Origin of the sequence: Reyranella sp. CPCC 100927 (genome assembly GCF_007859315.1) — a bacterium.
In the GTDB taxonomy this organism is placed as follows: Bacteria; Pseudomonadota; Alphaproteobacteria; order Reyranellales; family Reyranellaceae; genus Vineibacter.
This window is the reverse complement of the sequence record NZ_VOHA01000024.1, coordinates 19,900-36,267: the sequence shown is the minus strand read 5'-3', so window position 1 is coordinate 36,267 and position 16,368 is coordinate 19,900. Positions and strand designations below refer to the sequence as shown.

The window sequence follows — 16,368 nt, the reverse complement described above, 5'->3', positions numbered from 1 at the left end:
TCGGTCGCTCTAGGGAATTGCCTGCGCCAACAGCAGTTGCGGCACGCCGGCCTCCTCGAGGAAGGCACGGGTGCGCGTGCCGGCCGATTGCGGCAGGCGCAGGAAGGCGGCCAGGTCGACGGGATGGTCGATGTCCATCGCGATGCCGGGCTGACGCACGATCGTGGGCTCGATGCCGCAGCTGCGCGCCGCGTCGAGGTGCGGGAAATAGCTGTTCTCCCCGAAGCGCAGCGGCACCGAGTCGGGCGGCGAGCAGACGACCGCGTTGGAGCCCAGCTCGTCGTGCGCCGGCGCGATGGTGAAGGATGGCGCTGCCTGATGTGCTTCCAATACGGCGTCGACCTCGGCCGCTGCCACCGCCGGGATGTCGCCCGGCATGGTGATCATACCACCCAGCCTCTCACGCAGCAGGTAGCGTGCGCCGCCCATCACGCTGCCAGTGTGGCCATCGCGGGCGCCGTCAGTGACGATGCGCGCACCCAGGCGTGTGGCGTAAGCAGCCACCGTGGGATCCAGCGTCACGACGATGATGCCGGCCAGGCGCCGGGCACCGGCGATGGCGTCCAGCACCTCTTTCACCATCACTTCGGCCAACGCCGAGCGCTGCGCCGGCGTCAGCAGCGTCGCCAGGCGCTGCTTGGCACCCTCCAGCTCCTTGACCGGCACCACGGCCCAGATGTCGGTGGTCATGTCATGATCCCTCCCCAGCTTCGCTGGGAAGCGCCCCGATACGACGTTTCGACGCGAGGCGTCGAAGCGGCGAAACGGCCACCCTCCCCACTAAGTGAGGGAGGGAAGATTTGCCAAGCCGCCTCATCGCAAGGCGTCGGCGGCCGCCAGCGCCACGCGGGCCAAAGCCACCTTGTCCTCAAGCGACGTCATCAGCGTCGGTGCGACGGTGATCTTGAGGTCCAGGCCCGCCACATCGTCGGCATCGACCGTGTCGACGATGTAGCCGTCCAACAGATCGCCGTAGCGGCGCGCTACCGCGGCCGACGTCGCCTCCAGACCGAGCTCCGTCATCATCTTGGCGGTCGGGCCCTTCACGGCGCGACCACCGATGATCGGCGACACGGCAACGACGGGTGCGCCACAGTGGGCGATGGCGTCGCGCAGGCCTGGTACGGCCAGGATCGGCCCGATGCTGATGAAGGGATTCGACGGACAGATCACCACGGCCCGCAGGCCGCCACCTTTCAGGGCGGCCATGACATCGGGCTGCGGGCGGGCACCGACGGCGCCCTCGAAGGCGATCTCGCGGATTGCCGGCCGCGCCTGCTGACGCACGAAGTAGTCCTGGAAGTCGACCCAACCGCCATCGATGCGCAACCGCGTGCGCAGGCGATCGTCGGTCATCGGCACGATGCGCGGCCCGATGCCCAGGCGCCGGCTGAAATCGGCGGTGACCTGCGACAATGTCTGGCCGGCGCGCAGGCGCTGCGTGCGCTCGACATGGACCGCAAGATCGCGATCGCCAAGCCGGAACCAGTCCTCGCCGCCCAACGCCGCCAGGCTTTCCATGAACGACCATGTCTCGTCGCGCCGGCCCCAGCCGGTGACCGGATTATCGAGACCGGCCAGGGCATAGCTCAGCGTGTCGATGTCGGGACAGATGCTGAGTCCCAGGTGCTCGAAATCGTCGCCGGTGTTGGCCACGATCAGCAGTTCGTCGACCGGCAGCACGCGACTGAGACCCAGTGCGAGCTTGGCGCCGCCGACGCCGCCGGATAGCGCGACGACCAGACCACCGCTCATTGAAACAGATCCTCCGCCGGCGGCCGCACCAACTCGACCACCGATGTCGACGGCGCATTCCAGGTAAGACCGCGCACCAGCACCACGGGCTGCGCTTCGTCGGCCTGTCCCATCACCAGCGAGGCAGCGGCTGCGATCTCGTCGGCGAAGCCGGTGATGGTCACCTGCAGCGCGCGGCCGAACAGATCGGGTGTGCCACGCAGGTCGAGCAGCGCCGGCAGGCCAGCGGCGCCGATCGCCACGCCCACGGTGCCGCGCCGCCAGGCGCGACCGAAACTGTCATTGATGATCACGCCGATCGGCACACCACCGCCAAGGCGGACGCGCAATGCCTCGGCGCTGCCATCAGGATCGCGCGGCAACAACAGTGCCTTGGGCGCTGCATCCGTCGAGTCGACGTTGGACTGATCGACACCGGCATTGGCCATGACGAAGCCCAGGCGATGCTGGGTGATCACCAGCCCTGGCCTCGCGCGCACCACGCGCACCGATTCCGACAGGATCAGCTCGATGACGCGCGGGTCCTTCTGCACTTCGGCCGCCAGCGTCGCAGCTTCGGCCGACGGCGTAACGGTCGCGAGATCGATCAGGCGTCCTTCCGCCTTGGACACGATCTTCTGCGCCACCACCAGCACATCACCCGCCTGCAGCGTCAGGCCGGCGCGCTTCAGGCCTGCGTCGATCAGCGCCGCAAGGTCATCGCCTGCCTGCACCATGGGGATGCCGGGCAGTGCCAGGAGCTGGACGGATGTCATTGGACTCATGTGCGCGACCTATGGACCCAACACACTGCCGTCCTCAGTGAAGCGAAGGAAGACAGATGCCATCACCATCAGCCGAAACGCTTGCGCAGGCGCGGCAACACCTGTTCGCCGTAGAGCTTCAGGAACCGCGGCTGGTCCGGCCCCGGGGCGTGGAACACCAGATGCCGGAAGCCGAGATTGACGTAGGTCGCGATCTTCTCGACCTGCTCGTCGGGATCGCTGGAGACGATCCAGCGGCTGGCGGCGCGCTCCAGCGGCAGCGCATTGGCCAGGCGCTCCATCTCGGCCGGATCCTCGACCGACATCTTCTCCTCGGCCGACAGCGCCAGCGCCGCCCAGTGCCGCGTGTCCTGCAGCGCGCGCTCGCGGTCGGTGTCGAACGACACCTTCACCTCGATCATGCGGTCATATGTGGCTTCCTTGCCCGCCGTCTCGGCGACACCCTCGGCCACCTTGGGCAGCAAGGTCTCGGTGTAGAGCTTGGGATCCTTGCCGCTGGTGCAGATGAAGCCGTCGGCGGTACGGCCGGCGTATTTCGCCACCAGCGCGCCCGCCGCCGCGACATAGATCGGCACCGGCGTCGCCGGGCGATCGTAGATCGTCGCCTTCTCGGTGCGATAGTACTGGCCCTCGAAGCTCACCCGCTCGTCGCGCCACAGGGTGCGGATCAGGGTCACCGCCTCGCGCAGGCGCGCGAAACGTTCCTTGAACTCGGGCCACGGCGCGCCGGTGGCCGGCACCTCGTTCAGCGATTCGCCGGTGCCGATGCCCAGCACCACGCGGCCGGGGAACATGGCGCCCAAGGTACCGAACACCTGGGCCACGATGGAGGGATGGTAGCGGAAGGTCGGCGTCAGCACGCTGGTACCGATGACCACGCGCGACGTGCGGGCGCCCAGCGCGCCCAGCCAGGCCAGCGATGACGGCGCATGGCCGTCGTTGTGCTTCCACGGCTGGAAGTGGTCGCTGACGAACACCGAGTCGAAACCCGCCGTTTCGGCCAGAGTGGAAAAGTCGAGCAATGCGCCCGGCGCGAACTGCTCAGCCGACGCCTTGTATCCGAGTTTCAGCACGATGACGTACTCCCTCGCCCGTCGCGACCTGTGCCCCGCGACCCTGGCCTCCGGGGCCGCAGTCTATAGACTGAGCGGCGCTCTGGAACCACCTCATAGAGAGGACGCAACCCATGCATCTGGATGTTGCAATGCCGCTGGGCGATATCGGCGGCGAGCCTGCCGTCGTGCGCGAATTCGCGCAGATTGCCGAAGACACCGGTTATGACGGCCTGTCCCTGCCCGACCACGTGCTGGGCAGCAACCCGGCCACGGCCACGGGCCGCACGACGGCGTCGAGCCTGTATCACGACCCCTTCGTGCTGTTCGCCTTCATCGCCGCCAGCACGACCAGGGCCGAGTTGTCGACACAGGTGCTGATCCTGCCGCAGCGGCAGACGGTGCTGGCGGCCAAGCAGGCCGCAAGCCTCGCTGTGCTGAGCGGTGGCCGCTTCCGGTTCGGCATCGGCGTGGGCTGGAACGAGGTGGAATTCGTCGGCCTGAACGAGAACTTCCGCAATCGTGGCAAGCGGTCCGAGGAACAGGTCACGGTGATGCAGGCGCTGTGGTCGCAGCCCTTCGTCGACGTCAAAGGCGCCTGGCACACCATCCCCGATGCCGGCATCAACCCGCGACCGCCGCACGGCACGATCCCGCTGTGGTTCGGGGGCCACATGGACGTCACCCTGCGCCGAACCGCCAAATGGGGCGACGGCTGGATGATGCTGGCACATCCGCCGGGCGACGACGCACTGGCCGCGTTCGATACACTGCGCCGCTATACCGCCGAGGAAGGCCGCGACCCCAAGAGCGTCGGGATCGAGGTGTGGACGTCGACGGCCACCGGCGCCGAAGCCCAGTGGCGCGAGGAATTCCTCTACTGGAAGAAGGCCGGCGTAACCCACATCACCCTGCACAACGCCTACGGCGGCTACCACCACAAGCGCATGGCCGGCCGCACCATGGCCGAACACGTCGATGCGCTGCGCCGCTACCACAACGCCGTTGCTGATCTGCTGTGAGATACTCCCCAGCTTCGCTGCTGTCGGATTCACACATCTCATCGCGATTTCGCTGTTGTCGCGAGCGAAGCGACGTTCGTGGGAGTGCGGACCTCTGGCCCGCATCAGGCGAAAGCTTCGCTTTCGCCTGACATGAGCGGGCGGGACGCCCACGCTCCCGGGAAATGAGTGTGGCTGCGACCACGGTGACAGAAGCGACAGAAACGCCTGATGGCAGCGATTCCAAGGCGTGAGCCGATTCTCTTGACCTGACAGAAACGCGACAGAAAGCCCTCGGCGAGACGCAATAGGGGTTGCGGAAATTGCGGAAGTCCATGCATCGGTTCGGCTGCGGGACGCTGGATGAAGGGCCTGCCGAATCAGGGGGGCGGCAGCGGATCATTCTGTGTGCCTGTAACGGTGGCGGCCGAAACGCCCGTCGAGCCCGGCGGCGGCTTTGCCCCATGACGCGGGGCCCACGAAACGCCCGATACCTCCGGCGGCGAGGACGCGACCTTCCGGCCGTCTACAGCGCCATGTGCGGCGTGGACAAGAGTCCAAAAATCGACTTCACAGAAAAATTCTCGCGACACTCATCGCGACTTCGTCGTTGTCTCGCGCGCGGTAGCGCAAGCCATGACGCGCCACGGAACGGCGCGCCCCCGGCATGTGTTGCTGCGGCTTGAGCCAACACCCTCGGGCCACATGCGATAGCCCTGCCCTCGGGGGGCAGGGCTATCGCATGTGGACTTGAGCGGTGTTCTTCTACCTTCCCCCGCAAGCAGGGGAAAGTAGAAGACAGCGCGGGAAAAGGGAATCAGGTGTCCGCCAGCGCCGTGAGGATGCGGTCGCGGGCGGCGATGTCGCCCTCGGCGTGCACCGGCTGGATGGCCAGGTGCGTGGCACCGGCGTCGAAGTGCCGGCGCAGTCCGGCCCTGACGGTATCGGCGTCGCCCCACAGCACCATCGCATCGATGAAGCGGTCGCTGCCACCGTTGGCCAGTTCGTCTTCGCTGAAGCCCTGCTCCAGCCAGCTGTTGCGGTAGTTCGGCAATACCAGGTAGCGCGCCAACTCCTTGCGCCCCAGGGCGCGCGCCTTGGTCTGGTCAGTCTCCAGGGTGACCTTCTGCTCGACCGCCAGCCACTTCGACGGACCCAGCACCTTGGCCGCCTGCGCGGTGTGCTCGGGCGTCACGTTGTAGGGCACTGCCCCGCGCGTCCGCTTGGCGCTCAGTTCCAACATCTTGGGCCGCAGCGCCGCCAGCACGATCGGCCAGTCCTCTGCGCCCCGTTGATCCTTGGTGATGCCGTCGAGATAGGCCCGCATCGCCGGAATCGGCTTGTCGTAGCGATGGCCGCGCAGGCCCTCGACCAAGGGGATGTGGCTCACACCCAGGCCCAGGATGAAGCGGTTATCGTAGAGACCGTTTAGAGTCGCGAGCCCGCGGCGCGCCGTATAGGGATCGCGTGCATAGATATTCGCGATTGAACTGCCGACCATCAGCCGCTGGCTGTTCTGCAGCAGGAAGCCGCCCAAAGCCAACGATTCATAGCCCGCCGATTCGGGATACCAGAAAGCCGAATAGCCGCTGCCTTCCACCAGTTTCAGCAGCGTCCGCAATCCCGGCCCGTCCAGCCGGTCGACTGGATACCAAACGCCAAGACGTCCCAATGCCATGTCAATATCTCCTCGATGAGGACTTCATGGCAACAGTCTAGACCGGAGCGAACACCATGGGCAGCGCGGCGTCCTAACAGTGCGGTGATCTGTAGAACATTTTTTCATGGTTGAAAGGTTTGATACGAAAGATGAGAAATTCTTGCGCGTCCGTCGTGCCACGATGGCCGATGGTGATGGCGTGAGCGTGGCCTGGGAGGATGGCGAGATGGCTTTACCGGCAGCGACATTGGATCATGTGGTGATCAACGCACGCGACGACATGGACCGCGCCGCCGAGACCTATCGCCGCCTGGGCTTCACGCTCACCGAACGGGGCTATCATTCGCTGGGTTCCATGAACCATCTGGCGATGTTCGGCACCGACTATCTCGAGCTGATCGCGGTTCCCAAGGGGGCCACCAGCGGCCGGCTCGACCTGCTGACCTATGCCACCGGGCTGAACGGCTTGGTGTTCGGCAGCGAGGATTCGGCGGCAACCTATGCCGCCGTCAGCACCGCCGGCGTGCCGATCGATGCGCCCGTCGAGTTCACGCGCCCGGTGCGCATCGATGGCCAGGACCGCGACGCGCGCTTCCGCACGGTGCGCATGAAGGCCGGCGTGCCGCCCTACGGCCGCGTCTATTTCTGCCACCATTTCACGCGCGATCTGGTGTGGCGCGACGAGTGGCGCCATCACGCCAACGGCGTCGTCGCCGTCGCCCGCGTCATGATCGTCGAGCCCGACCCCGCCGCGGCGGTACGGCTCTATGCCGACATGTTCGGTTCAGAACTGGTCCGCGACATCGACGGCGGCAAGGCGTTGATCGTCGGCAACGCCCGCGTCGATATCGTCAATGAACCAACGCTGCGACGCCAGTTCGGCGACGCCTGCCCCCATGCCGAGGGTCGTACCGCCTACATGGCGGGCCTGACGTTGCGCACGACGTCGCTGGCGAAATCGGCGCGGGCGCTGCGCGACGGCGGCATCGCCGGCGTGGTCGACGGCAACGATCGACTGGTCGTTCCGGCAGCGCAGGCATTCAACGCCACCCTGGAGTTCATTCAGTAAACCTTTGGTCGAGGGATCATGCAGTACCACGAGTGCTTCGCGGCGGCCTACAAGACCGCGCGAGGCAAGTTCCTGGCGGCGGCGCGCGCTGCACAGGGAGACATCCGTTCCTTCACCCACCCCGAGGAGACGGCGCCGGACGGCGGACCGCTGGCCATCGACGTCGCCTGCTTTGGCGATCGCCGCGCGCCGCGGCAGGCGCTGATCGTCAGCGGCACCCACGGCCAGGAAGGTTTCTCCGGCTCGGCTGTGCAGGTCGGCTGGCTCAAGAGCGGCGGTGCGGCCAAACTGGCGGATGGAGTTGGCGTGGTGCTGGTGCACGGGCTGAACCCCTATGGCTTTGCCCACTTCACGCGCACCACCGAAAATAACGTTGACCTCAACCGCAACTTCATCGATCGCAGCAACGGCGCGCCCGACAACCGCCACTACGAGACCTTGCACGGCGATCTGGTACTGGCGCAGTGGACCGAGGCCGAGAACGCGCGTGTCGATGCGGCTCTGGAACGCTTCACCGCAGCGCACGGACCCGATGTGCTGTTCGACACCCTGGCGCGTGGGCAGTATCGGCATCCCGACGGGCTGATCTTCGGCGGTACCGCTCGCGAGTGGTCGAACCACACGCTGGAGACTGTCGTCGCCGAGACGCTGGCCGGCGCCGAACGTGTCGCTTTCATCGACTGGCACACCGGCATCGGCGATTACGGCAAGCCGTTCTTCCTCAGCTTCAACGAGCCGAGCGGCCCGCTCTTTGCGCGCGCCTGCCAGTGGTGGGGTCGCGAGAACATCGACGGCGTGCGCCCGCACGGCATGGAGCACCCGAAATACACCGGCCTGGTGTTTCACGGCGTGCAGCGCTTCCTGGGTGACCGGCCGATGTGCGGCGCCGTGGTCGAATTCGGCACCCGTGGCCTGGGCATGCGCCGCGTGTTGCGACTCGATCAGTGGCTGCGGCGCCAGAGCGACCTCGATCCCGACCTGCGCGCCATGCTGCAGGCCGACATGATGGACGCCTTCTGCCCCTACGACGGCAGCTGGCGCCAGGCGACGTTGAACGACGGGATCACCATCACCGATCAGATGCTGACCGGTCTGGCGGCGTGGAGAGATTGACGATCACGCCTCTCGAACCGGCGCCGCCAGGATCCGGCAGATGTCGGCGGCGTTCGGCAGGCTCTCCAGATCGGCCGCGAGGCCCTGCAGTCGATCCGCCGCCGCGGGCGTCAACAGCGCATCCACGTTGCCGCGGAACTTGCGCTCGATGTCACGGCGGTCGACGGCATTCTCCGGGCTGCCGCGTCGTTGCAGGACCTCATGCCGGATGGTGCGACCATCCACCGTCCTCACCGTGACCCGCGCGGCATGGCGAAAGGCGACGCCCATCGCCTCGATCTCGTCGTCGATAGCGACGGTGATGCGGGGGATGAAGGCCAGCACCGCCGGATCGGCGAGCCGGTCCTCGACATAATCGGCTGCCGACAAGTCGCCGCGCAGCGCCATGACGGTCAGGCCATAGTACATGTTCATCTGCGCCGCCGTGACGCCCGTCGGCTTGTAGGTCCATGCCGTATGCACGAACGTCATGTGGCCGCAGCCGACATCGACGGCGGCAATGTCCCGGCCTAACAACCCCGCGTCGATCAGGATCGCCTTCAACGCATCGAGCGCAGCGTGAATGCTCGTGACATTGGGGTACATCTTGAAGCCGACCTTGGCGGCTTCCCAGTCCGTCGCCAAGCCGTCGGTGAGACGCGCCGGGTTGGGTGTACGCGCAAACGCGCTCAGGAAACCGCCGTAGCCAGCCTCCACCACATCGGGGATACCCGTGAAGCCCTTGCGCGCCAGCAGGGCGCTGTTGAGGCCGCTCTGCGCCGCGCGCCCGGCGTGCAGGCGCTTGACCATGGCGCCCTCCTGCGCCGCCATCAGCCCGGCACCCAGCGATCCGGCGATTCCCAGCGCGTGCTGCAGGTGTCCAGCATTCAGCCCGAGCAATCGGCCAGCCGTAGCGGCGGCGACAAAGGCGCCGGACGTTCCCTGCGGATGAAACCCGTTCAGGAACAGGGCCGTCGTCGCGGCATTGCCGATCCTGATCCCGACTTCATAGCCTGCCACCAGCGCCGTCACGATGTCGCGGCCGGTCAACATCGGATCGGCCTCCGCCAGCGCGAGCGCCACCGGCACCGCCAGGGAGTTCGGATGCAGGATCGACTCCTTGTGGATGTCGTCCATCTCGAAGGCGTGGCCGGCGGTGCTGTTGACCAGGACGGCGCCCGCCAGCGACGCGCGCCGTCCCGTGCCCCACAGCGCAGCCATGGGATGGCCGCCCTCCTCCAGCACGAGGTCGCGCACCATCCGGGTCCATGGCAAGGTCGCCCCCTGCAGGCATACGCCCAGGCCGTCGAGAAAGCTCAGCTTGATGTGATCGACGACGGCCGCCGGAATGTCGGCGTATCGCAAGCCGGCCGCAAAGCGTGCGAGATCGCGCGTGGCGTGTGCCAACAAGGGCGGTGCTGAGCTGCTCATGACGGACTCCTGCCGAGCCCGTCATTGTGGCACGACCGATGTGGACGCGCGCGGCTACTCTGCCTTGGCTGCGAACCGCGCGGCACCATCCTCAAGCGCCACACCCGTCGCGTTCAGGAAGAACGCCGCCATGTGGTAGTAGCCGATCGTCAGGACCAGCTCGACCAGTTGCTCGGGCGACCAGTGAGCTGCGAGCTCGGTCCACAGCGCGTCCGAGACTGTCGACGTGTCGTGCAGTTCGTCAACCGCACGCAGGATCAGCGTGTCGCGCATCGTCCACACCGGATCGTCGGGCTTGCCGTGCAGGGTCGCCCGGATCTGCGCGTCGCTCAGATCGCAGCGCTTCTGATAGAGCCGCACATGCATGCCCCACTCGTATTCCGAGCCGGTGCGTGCGCCCGTGCGCATGATGGCGATCTCGCGCTCGCGCGCCGGCAGCGTGCCGCTGAACAGCAAGGTGCCGCCCATCGCCTGGAAACGCATCAGGAACTTGGGCGCATGGGCCAACGCCTGCATGAGATGTCGCGGCGCCGGACCGTCGAAGCGCATGCCGTCCATCATCGTCTCGATGTCGGGCTCGTAGGGACGCGGCCGAGGTGGCAATCGGGTCATGTGGCTCTTTCTGGAAACGTTTCTAATTCTTCTTGCCAAATGCACCATCCGAGTCAATAAGAACTCAAGATCCTATTGAGAAATCGTTTCCAAATGGCTGGAGTGACGATTCGCGATGTCGCGCAGGCCGCCGGGGTTTCCCTTGGTTCGGCCTCGCGGGCGCTCAACGGCGGCAAGCATGTCAGCGCCCGGGTTGCTCGCGACGTGGCGGCGGCCGCCGACAGGCTGGGTTACCAGCCCGATTTCCTGGCGCGCAGCCTGCGGACACGCTCCAGTGGCATGGTCGGTTGCTTGGTGTCGGACGTCGCCAATCCGCTCTACGCCAGCATCGTGCAGGCGGCCGAGGCCCGACTGCGTGACGCCGGCTACCTGCTGGTGGTGGCCAACACCGGCAACGATCCCGCGCGCGAGCGCGCCGCGGCGGCGGCATTCCGCGGCCGGCGGCTGGACGGCATCCTGGTGGCACCAGGCAGCAACGCCAACGACAAGACCTGGCGCGATCTCGCGGCCGGCGGTGCGCCCGTTGTCATCCTCGATCGCGACGCGCCGGCTGAAGACGGCGAAGTCCCGTGGCCGTCCGTCCTGGTCGATCACCGCGGTGGTGCGCGCGCAGCGACCCGCTATCTGATCGGGCTGGGCCATCGGCGCATCGCGCTGCTGACGCCCGGCGCCAGGATGCGCCCCGGGCGCGAGCGCATCGACGGCTTCCAGGCGGCGTTCGCCGAGGCCGGCATCGATCCGGCCGGCGCGCAGGTCTGCGTGCAGGAATCGTCGATGGATTTCGCGCACGGCGATGCGCTGGCCCTGCTTGGCATGGCATCGCGGCCGACGGCACTGGTCGCGCTCGGCACCCGCATCCTGGCGGGTGCGCTGCGCGCCGCGCGCGAACTGCGCCTGTCCGTGCCCTGTGATCTGTCGATGCTCTCGATCGGCGATACCGATCTGGCCGCCGTGCATGCGCCGGCGATCACCGCGTTGCGCTGGAATCTCGAAGAGGTGGGCCGCGCCGCGGCCGAGCTGCTGCTGCAGCGTCTGCGCCAGGGTCCCGGCAGCGGGCCGTCGCGCGCCTTGCTGCCGGTCGATCTCGTGCTGCGCGAGTCTTGCGCGCCGCCACCCACGATCTGAATCGTATCACGGGGAAGGAAGACATGAAGATCACGCGCAGAACGGCCGCGTTTGCCCTGGCGATCGCCTGGGCGACGCCCGCGTTCGCCCAGGGCAACGACAGTGGCTGGCCGAGCAAGCCCATCCGGTTGATCGTGCCGTTTGCCGCCGGCGGCGGCACCGATCTGGTGGCGCGAGCGCTGGCCGAAAAGCTCGGCGCGGCGCTGAGCCAGACCATCATCGTCGACAACAAGCCCGGCGCATCCGGCGTGATCGCGATGGAAACGGCGGCCCGGGCAGCGCCGGATGGCTATACCCTGGTGCTGGGGTCGGCCAGCACCGTCGTGGTCAATCCCGCCGTGCTGCCCGAGCTGCCCTACGATCCGGTGAACGGCTTCGAGCATGTCGGCGATGTCGGCTCGGCCTCGGTCGTGATGGTCGGCCATCCCGATTTCCCGGCCAAGACCTTGCGCGACGTGATCGCGCTCGCCAAGGCCAAGCCCGGTGAACTCAACTACGGCACCTGGGGCAACGGCTCGACCGGTCACATGTGCGCCGAGATGGTGCGCGCCGCCACCGGCGTGCAGATGACGCACGTACCCTACAAAGGGGCCGCGCCGGTGCTGAATGACGTCGCTGCCGGCCACATCCGGCTGGGCTTCGCCGATGTTCAGTCCGTGGTGCCGATGGCCAAGGCCGGCAAGGTGAAGGTGCTGGCGTCCTGCGCGCGGCGCTCGATCAACTTTCCCGACGTGCCGGGCTATGTCGAGCAGGGCGTCGATTTCGACTTCGTGTGGCGCTATGACCTGATGGCGCCGGCCAAGACGCCGCAGCCGATCGTCGATCGCCTGCACGCCGAGTTGATGAAGGTGCTGGCGCTGCCCGACATCAAGGAACGCTGGACCGAGTTCGGCATGACGCCCTCCACGATCACGCCCGCCGAACTCAAGGCACAGACCGGCCGCGACGTGGCGGCGCTGACCAAGCTCGCACGCCAGTCAGGGATCCGGCCATGAGCCGCGTGCTGGGTCCGGTGCGCCAGAACGGCTACGTCGTGCACGACATCGAGAAAGCCATGGCCTACTGGTCCGACGTCATGGGCGTCGGACCGTGGTACTACATCGCGAAGCCGCCGATCGAGGCATTCGAGTACAAGGGCCAGCCCTCGCAACCCGACATTTCGATCGCACTCGCCAACTCCGGGCCGCTGCAGATCGAACTGATCCAGCAGCGCAACGACGAACCCTCGATGTATCGCGACTTCCTGCAGGCCGGCCACGAGGGCCTGCAGCACATCGCCTACTGGACCACCGATTTCGATACGACCTTGGCGACGTGCCTGGCGCGCGGTTGGCGCATCGGCCATCGCGGCCAGATCGGCGCCCGCGGCCGCTTCCTCTACTTCGAGAGCGACGGCCCACCCGGCACGGTGATCGAGCTGTCGGAGATCTCGGGCAACAAAGGCAAGTTCTTCGACAAGATCGCCCGCGAAGCCGAAAGCTGGGACGGCAGCGATCCGATCCGGCGGATCTGAGAGGAAGACATCACCACCGAGGCACAGAGGACACAGAGGATGAAAAGACTGCGCGCCAAGGCGCGCCCTTCCTCTTCTCTGTGATCCTCTGTGCTCTCTGTGCCTCCGTGGTGAAGCTTTCTAGCCGCAAAGCGTGCAACCGCGCGTCACTGACGTACGCCGCTTCACCCGCAATAACGGAGACCACATGTCCCTACCCGAAGCGCCCCGTCTCGCAGGCCAGGTCGCCGTCGTCACCGGTGCGGCGAGCGGCCTGGGCCTGGCGATGGCCCAGCGGCTGGCCACCGAGGGCGTGCGCGTGGCACTGTGGGATCGCGATACCGAGGGCGCGACGCGCGCGGCGTCCCGGCTGGGCGATGCGGCGTGCGCCATCACGGTCGACGTCACCGATACCGTGTCGGTACGCACCGGCTGGGCGGCCACCAAGGCGGTGTTGGGCACTCCCGCGATCCTGATCAACAGCGCCGGCATCCTGGGCCGCTCTGCCGCCTTCGCCGACTATCCGGAAGACGAATGGCAGCGCGTGCTCGACATCAACCTCAACGGCACGTTCCGCTGCTGCCAGGCGGCCGTGCCGGACATGGTTGCCGCCGGCTACGGCCGCATCGTCAACATCGCATCGATCGCCGGCAAGGATGGCAATCCCTATGTCGCGGGCTATGTCGCCTCGAAGGCGGCGGTGATCGGACTCACCAAATCCATGGGCAAGGAGCTGGCGCAGCGCGGCGTGCTGGTCAACGCCATCGCGCCGTCGGCGTCGGAAACCGCGATTTTCGGCCCGCTGACGGATGCCTATCGGCAGCGGCTGCTCGCCAATGTGCCGATGGCGCGCATGGTGCAGCCCGAGGAAGTCGCCGAACTCGCCTTGTGGCTCGCCTCTCCGGCCTGTTCCTTCTCGACCGGCGCCACCTTCGACATCTCGGGCGGCCGGGCGACCTACTAGGCGCGGCTGTCGTCGAGACCTGTTCACAGGCCCGGCTCATCGGCATTTGTCTCGCCACCCTATCCACGTTATCTCCTGCCGCGGTCAGCCTGCGCAGACGAGGAGAGAGGCGATGTCGGATCGGACCTGGTGCGCCCTGGTCGCGGCGAATGCCGCCCGGTTCGGCGAACTCGTCGCGGGGATCGACCCCCATCTGCCCGATATCCCGGCAGCGTTCGAGGCCGGGACGGACAACTGGATTGCGCGCTACGTCGATGTCGTCCTCGATACCCTTGAAGGGCAGGTCGGATTCGTCAAATTCCAGTCGGCTTATTTCGAGGCCTGCGGCCTGCCCGGCCTGACGGCACTATCCGCCGCCATCAAGCGCGCGAAGGCCGCCGGCTTGGGGGTCATCCTCGACGCCAAGCGCGGCGATATCGGCGCTACGGCGGCCGCCTACGCCCGCGCCTATCTCACGCCGCAGGCCGCCGGCGGCAGCGGCGACTTCGAGGCCGATTGCCTGACCGTCAATCCACTGCTGGGGCCCGACACACTAGAACCCTTCACGGACTGCGTCCGTCAGTACGGCAAGGGCATCTTCGTACTGTGCCGGACCTCCAACCCGAGCGCCGGCTGGCTACAGGACAGGATCGCCGGCAACCGTTCCATCGCCGACCGGCTGGCCGAACTGATCACCACGCTGGGCACGCCAGATCCCACGGCACCGGGCCTCAGCCCGATCGGTGCCGTGATCGGCGCGACGGCGCCGCAGGAGGCCAACCGTCTGCGCCGGCTGCTGCCCAACGCCATCATTCTCGCACCGGGCCTGGGCGCTCAAGGCGGCGATGCGAACATCATCCGCGTCTTGCGGGGCAACACGGTCGGCGACCTGCTGGTGCCGGTGTCGCGCGGCCTCACCCGGGTCGATGACCGCACGCTCTCGATCAAGGCCTACCGGCAGCTGCTGCTCGACAGGGTTGTCGCTTTCCGCTCGATCGTTGCGCGCAGTGACGAGGACGCCTTGCGCGTGGGCTGACCAGGCCACCGGCGCGGTCGCGCCAGGCAGGCACTGGTGCGCAGCGCGTGCCGCGATGCTCCACAGAGACTACGTCGATGCGACGCCCGGTGCCGTCATCCGGGCGGGTGAGGACGCGCAAAAAAATCACGTCTCCATGCGAGAGGAATCGCGGAGCCAGACGCAGCAACAGCGGCCAGACACTACGGTGCCTCGGCCTTGCCGAAGTCGGCGCGCGCGGCGTGCGAGACGGGGATGACGTCGCCGCCCAAGGCCTTGCGCAGCAATCCCCACAGCCCGCGCGGCTCGATCAGGATGACGACGATCGACAGCGTGCCCAGAATGATCAGGTGCCAGGTGCCCAGCGTGGCCAGGTGCTCGCGCAGCACGAAGAACAGGATCGTGCCCAGGATCGGCCCCTCGAGGCTGCCGATGCCGCCGATCACCACGATGAAGATCACGAACACCGTCCAGTCGATGATGCTGAACGATGCCGCCGGCGAGATGCGCAGCTTCTGCAGGGTGATGATCGCACCGGCCAGGCCGAGGAACGGTGCCGTCCACAGAAAGCACACGATGCGCGAGCGCAGCAGGTTGACGCCCATGGCGCCCGCCGCCTCCTCATTGTCGCGCATCGCTGTCAGGCCCAGTCCAACGCGCGAGCGCAGCAGCAGCCACGTGCTGAGGAACGCGGCGATCGCCAATGCCAGCGCCAGCCAGTAGATGGTGGCGAAGCGCTCGGCCGGCCGGGCGCCGAACTCGCGCGCCACGGCCACCGGCAGGCTGACGCCGGACCCGAAACCGAAATTGGGCAGCTTGCCGGCCGCCAGCATCAGCACCTCGGCCACCACCCAGGTGCCGACCGCGAGATAGGCGGCGCGCAGACGAAAGACGATCAGCATCGCCGGCAGCGCGATGATCAGTGCCACCACGCCCGCGGCGGCGATGGCAAGGTACGGATCGAGCCGCAGCAGCACGGCAGCGCCATAGAAGGCGTAGGCACCGATGCCGACAAACGCGTGCTGCCCCACCGTCACGATGTCGGCATAACCCGCCAGCAGGTTCCACATCAGCGCCAGCACCAGCAGACACAGGAACTCAGTCAGCATGGTGAGCCCGCCGGGGTCGAGGAATCGCGGCGCCACCATCAGCGCCAACGCACCGCCCAGCAGCACGATCCGGCTCACCGCAATGATGAGAGGCTGATTAGCGGGCACGTGTTGCACCTGGTCTCTCCTGGGGGCGCGGGCGTCTCGCCCGCTCATACGTCGGCGCTACACGCAGAGGCGAAAGCTTAAGCTTTCGCCGGAGATGCGGGCGGGACGCCCGCGCTCCCAGGAGGTGAATCCACGCCATG

General features: G+C 67.1%; 16 protein-coding genes. 8 read left to right on the top strand and 8 right to left on the bottom strand.

Going from position 1 to position 16,368, the window contains the following annotated elements:
- Nucleotides 1–9 precede the first annotated feature (9 nt).
- From cofC to fgd, 4 genes are all read right to left on the bottom strand, one after another.
- The gene (cofC, locus tag FQU96_RS35275; RefSeq protein ID WP_146546104.1) at nucleotides 10–690 is read right to left on the bottom strand and encodes a 2-phospho-L-lactate guanylyltransferase; all 681 of its coding nucleotides are present in this window, start codon (nucleotides 688–690) and stop codon (nucleotides 10–12) included.
- A 123-nt stretch (nucleotides 691–813) separates the two neighbouring features.
- A complete protein-coding gene (gene cofD, locus FQU96_RS35270; protein ID WP_146546103.1) occupies nucleotides 814–1,755 on the bottom strand; it encodes a 2-phospho-L-lactate transferase in 942 nt (313 codons plus the stop codon).
- Nucleotides 1,752–2,519, bottom strand: a complete 768-nt coding sequence (gene cofE / locus FQU96_RS35265; RefSeq protein WP_146546102.1) for a coenzyme F420-0:L-glutamate ligase — start codon at nucleotides 2,517–2,519, stop codon at nucleotides 1,752–1,754. Before cofE ends, cofD begins: the two co-directional genes overlap by 4 nt.
- 68 nt (nucleotides 2,520–2,587) lie before the next feature.
- Nucleotides 2,588–3,592, bottom strand: coding sequence for a glucose-6-phosphate dehydrogenase (coenzyme-F420) (gene fgd, locus FQU96_RS35260; protein ID WP_146546101.1), 1,005 nt, complete (start codon nucleotides 3,590–3,592; stop codon nucleotides 2,588–2,590).
- A 113-nt stretch (nucleotides 3,593–3,705) separates the two neighbouring features.
- Here fgd and FQU96_RS35255 point away from each other — a divergent pair, with 113 nt between their 5' ends.
- On the top strand, nucleotides 3,706–4,593 hold the full coding sequence (locus FQU96_RS35255) for an LLM class F420-dependent oxidoreductase (RefSeq protein ID WP_146546100.1): 888 nt from the start codon (nucleotides 3,706–3,708) through the stop codon (nucleotides 4,591–4,593).
- 796 nt (nucleotides 4,594–5,389) lie between these two features.
- On the opposite strand, the gene FQU96_RS35250 is transcribed toward FQU96_RS35255, so the two are convergent.
- The gene (locus FQU96_RS35250) at nucleotides 5,390–6,250 is read right to left on the bottom strand and encodes a TIGR03620 family F420-dependent LLM class oxidoreductase (protein WP_146546099.1); all 861 of its coding nucleotides are present in this window, start codon (nucleotides 6,248–6,250) and stop codon (nucleotides 5,390–5,392) included.
- 142 nt (nucleotides 6,251–6,392) lie between these two features.
- Between FQU96_RS35250 and FQU96_RS35245 the strand changes: the two genes are divergently transcribed.
- Both FQU96_RS35245 and FQU96_RS35240 read left to right on the top strand, forming a co-directional pair.
- The gene (locus tag FQU96_RS35245; RefSeq protein WP_178130942.1) at nucleotides 6,393–7,301 is read left to right on the top strand and encodes a VOC family protein; all 909 of its coding nucleotides are present in this window, start codon (nucleotides 6,393–6,395) and stop codon (nucleotides 7,299–7,301) included.
- 18 nt (nucleotides 7,302–7,319) lie between these two features.
- A complete protein-coding gene (locus tag FQU96_RS35240; RefSeq protein ID WP_146546097.1) occupies nucleotides 7,320–8,414 on the top strand; it encodes a M14 family metallopeptidase in 1,095 nt (364 codons plus the stop codon).
- A 3-nt stretch (nucleotides 8,415–8,417) separates the two neighbouring features.
- Here FQU96_RS35240 and FQU96_RS35235 read toward each other — a convergent pair whose 3' ends face one another.
- Together FQU96_RS35235 and FQU96_RS35230 are read right to left on the bottom strand one after the other, a co-directional pair.
- Nucleotides 8,418–9,824, bottom strand: coding sequence for an MmgE/PrpD family protein (locus FQU96_RS35235; protein WP_146546096.1), 1,407 nt, complete (start codon nucleotides 9,822–9,824; stop codon nucleotides 8,418–8,420).
- A 54-nt stretch (nucleotides 9,825–9,878) separates the two neighbouring features.
- Nucleotides 9,879–10,436: a carboxymuconolactone decarboxylase family protein gene (locus FQU96_RS35230; RefSeq protein WP_178130941.1), complete on the bottom strand. Its 558-nt coding sequence runs from the start codon at nucleotides 10,434–10,436 to the stop codon at nucleotides 9,879–9,881.
- A gap of 93 nt (nucleotides 10,437–10,529) precedes the next feature.
- On the opposite strand from FQU96_RS35230, the gene FQU96_RS35225 reads away from it, so the two are divergent.
- The 5 genes from FQU96_RS35225 (at nucleotide 10,530) to pyrF (ending at nucleotide 15,032) form a co-directional block, all read left to right on the top strand.
- A complete protein-coding gene (locus tag FQU96_RS35225; protein ID WP_146546094.1) occupies nucleotides 10,530–11,561 on the top strand; it encodes a LacI family DNA-binding transcriptional regulator in 1,032 nt (343 codons plus the stop codon).
- A gap of 23 nt (nucleotides 11,562–11,584) precedes the next feature.
- Nucleotides 11,585–12,556 (top strand): tripartite tricarboxylate transporter substrate binding protein, encoded by a 972-nt coding sequence (locus FQU96_RS35220; RefSeq protein WP_146546093.1) that lies wholly within the window; start codon nucleotides 11,585–11,587, stop codon nucleotides 12,554–12,556.
- A complete protein-coding gene (locus tag FQU96_RS35215) occupies nucleotides 12,553–13,074 on the top strand; it encodes a VOC family protein (protein ID WP_146546092.1) in 522 nt (173 codons plus the stop codon). The genes FQU96_RS35220 and FQU96_RS35215 overlap by 4 nt, the downstream gene beginning before the upstream one ends.
- A gap of 187 nt (nucleotides 13,075–13,261) precedes the next feature.
- Complete coding sequence (locus tag FQU96_RS35210) at nucleotides 13,262–14,017, top strand: SDR family NAD(P)-dependent oxidoreductase (protein WP_146546091.1); 756 nt, start codon at nucleotides 13,262–13,264, stop codon at nucleotides 14,015–14,017.
- A gap of 112 nt (nucleotides 14,018–14,129) precedes the next feature.
- The gene (pyrF, locus tag FQU96_RS35205) at nucleotides 14,130–15,032 is read left to right on the top strand and encodes an orotidine-5'-phosphate decarboxylase (protein ID WP_146546090.1); all 903 of its coding nucleotides are present in this window, start codon (nucleotides 14,130–14,132) and stop codon (nucleotides 15,030–15,032) included.
- Between the two features lie 182 nt (nucleotides 15,033–15,214).
- Here the strand turns inward: pyrF and FQU96_RS35200 are convergent, their stop codons facing one another.
- Entirely contained in the window at nucleotides 15,215–16,237 is a 1,023-nt protein-coding gene (locus FQU96_RS35200) for a branched-chain amino acid ABC transporter permease (protein WP_255468741.1), read from the bottom strand.
- Nucleotides 16,238–16,368 lie beyond the last annotated feature (131 nt).

What these genes read in the sequence shown, in the direction of transcription:
- FQU96_RS35230 (WP_178130941.1), bottom strand. Translation starts at nt 10,436, where the DNA reads ATGACCCGATTGCCACCTCGGCCGCGTCCCTACGAGCCCGACATCGAG.
- FQU96_RS35235 (WP_146546096.1), bottom strand. Translation starts at nt 9,824, where the DNA reads ATGAGCAGCTCAGCACCGCCCTTGTTGGCACACGCCACGCGCGATCTC.
- FQU96_RS35240 (WP_146546097.1), top strand. Translation starts at nt 7,320, where the DNA reads ATGCAGTACCACGAGTGCTTCGCGGCGGCCTACAAGACCGCGCGAGGC.
- FQU96_RS35255 (WP_146546100.1), top strand. Translation starts at nt 3,706, where the DNA reads ATGCATCTGGATGTTGCAATGCCGCTGGGCGATATCGGCGGCGAGCCT.
- cofE (WP_146546102.1), bottom strand. Translation starts at nt 2,519, where the DNA reads ATGAGTCCAATGACATCCGTCCAGCTCCTGGCACTGCCCGGCATCCCC.
- FQU96_RS35225 (WP_146546094.1), top strand. Translation starts at nt 10,530, where the DNA reads ATGGCTGGAGTGACGATTCGCGATGTCGCGCAGGCCGCCGGGGTTTCC.
- FQU96_RS35220 (WP_146546093.1), top strand. Translation starts at nt 11,585, where the DNA reads ATGAAGATCACGCGCAGAACGGCCGCGTTTGCCCTGGCGATCGCCTGG.
- FQU96_RS35210 (WP_146546091.1), top strand. Translation starts at nt 13,262, where the DNA reads ATGTCCCTACCCGAAGCGCCCCGTCTCGCAGGCCAGGTCGCCGTCGTC.
- pyrF (WP_146546090.1), top strand. Translation starts at nt 14,130, where the DNA reads ATGTCGGATCGGACCTGGTGCGCCCTGGTCGCGGCGAATGCCGCCCGG.
- FQU96_RS35215 (WP_146546092.1), top strand. Translation starts at nt 12,553, where the DNA reads ATGAGCCGCGTGCTGGGTCCGGTGCGCCAGAACGGCTACGTCGTGCAC.
- cofC (WP_146546104.1), bottom strand. Translation starts at nt 690, where the DNA reads ATGACCACCGACATCTGGGCCGTGGTGCCGGTCAAGGAGCTGGAGGGT.
- FQU96_RS35250 (WP_146546099.1), bottom strand. Translation starts at nt 6,250, where the DNA reads ATGGCATTGGGACGTCTTGGCGTTTGGTATCCAGTCGACCGGCTGGAC.
- cofD (WP_146546103.1), bottom strand. Translation starts at nt 1,755, where the DNA reads ATGAGCGGTGGTCTGGTCGTCGCGCTATCCGGCGGCGTCGGCGGCGCC.